At 65.9% G+C, this 1,584-nt stretch carries 1 protein-coding gene; it reads right to left on the bottom strand.

The features are described from left to right. Positions 1-102: 102 nt before the first annotated feature. Positions 103-1,536, bottom strand: a complete 1,434-nt coding sequence (locus tag BFD71_RS38645; protein WP_069269418.1) for an ISNCY family transposase — start codon at positions 1,534-1,536, stop codon at positions 103-105. Between the last annotated feature and the right edge of the window lie 48 nt (positions 1,537-1,584).

The following is a 1,584-nucleotide window of genomic DNA, read 5'->3' as shown; positions in this document are numbered from 1 at the left end:
GTCGTACTGCGGGCTAAATACAGATGTCGCATCTCTTCCCCGGTCTGATGTTCCTGCAGTGCTGAAGGCCAGCGGTTGAAGCAGCAGGGCGCTTGTGCCTGTTCAGCGGGTCCGGGCAGTCCGCTGGCCAGGTCTGGATGGCTGCGTTGCTAGCGTCTTTCGCTGCGCAAGGTTTACGATCACGGCCTCCATGTCGGCCTGCGTGAACTCGCGCGTCTTCTTCGTGCCGGGCGCACGCTCATGGCTACGCACCTCGATGCCGCGGTTGGTGCGCGAGGGTGAGCCCGAGGCGCGCCGGTCATCACGCTGCGCCTGCAGCGCCTGCGCCACCTCCAGCGCGTGCGCGAGCCGCTTGTGCTCGATCACCGCGCCCTGGTCCACCTCGGTCAGGCGGTCATACTCGCGATACGGCAGTACCCGCGTGTCGGCCCGCAATTCAATGCGTCCGTCCGGGTACTCCCAGACCTCGATGTAACGGTGCACCAGCTTCCGGTTCTGCAGCGTATCGTCGAGCAGGTACATCACGCGGTCGTACTGCACCGTGAGCGACTTCGTCACGCGCCGCGTCTCGCGCCAGGTGAGCAGGGCGTCCAGATCCTCGTCCTCACGCAGCGGCCGGTGCGCATCGAACGCGCTGCGCGGCGGCTTCGCAAAGCGCGTGTTATAGGCCGCCATGAAGGCAGGCGCATACGCGTTAGCGGCATCAACCGTGCTGATGCCGCGCAGCCGCAGCTCCTTCACGAGACGATCCTGCAGCGTGAGGTGTGCACGCTCCACGCGCCCCTTGGCCGAACTGCTGTTCGCGCAGAACGTCTCGATGTTCAGCTCGTACATCGCGCGCCCGAAGTGCGTCACGCTGCGCCCGGTCTTGCCGGCGCTGACGCTGCGGAACACGCTGGCCTTGTCGCTGTACAGCGCCACCGGCTTGCCATGACGCTCCAGGTACGCACGCGTCGCCTCGAAATAACTGAAGGTCGATTCGGTGGCCGTGAAGTGCAGGTACATCAGGCGGCTCGTCGCATCGTCCACGTACACCAGCAGCGTGCAGGCCGGCGCGCGCTCCTCGAACCAGCGGTGGTCGCTGCCGTCGATCTGCACCAGTTCGCCCAGGCAGGCACGCCGTGCGCGCGGCTGGTAGACCTTGGGCGGGCGCTGGGCCCGCGGAATCCACAGCCCGGCGTCCGTCATGAGCTTCCTGACCGTCTCCTTCGACAGCACCAGGCCATGGCATTCGGCGAGCTTCTCGCAGGCCAGCGTGGGCCCAAAATCGGCATAGCGCTCGCGGATAATGCACAGCGCGCGCTGCGCCAGACCTTCAGTCAACTGGTGGTTACTGGTGCTGCCACGCCGTCGCGAAACCAGCCCGGATGCCCCGGATGCCCGATACCGCAGCACCAGGCGCTCGACCTGACGGCGGCAGATGCCTAGCCGTTCAGCCGCTCGCCAGGGCATCAGCTGTGCCTCGGCGACTGCCTCGATCACCTTCAGGCGGTCCAGCTCGCGCATGCTCATCGTGATCATCCCGGTACAGGCCATCGGCGGCTCCACGTATCCGTGAAAACCGTCCAGCATGTACCTCAAATC

It is taken from the genome of Paraburkholderia nodosa (genome assembly GCF_001718195.1).
GTDB lineage: Bacteria > Pseudomonadota > Gammaproteobacteria > Burkholderiales > Burkholderiaceae > Paraburkholderia > Paraburkholderia nodosa_A.
The sequence above is the reverse complement of the archived record's forward strand: the minus strand, read 5'-3'. Positions and strand labels throughout refer to the sequence as shown.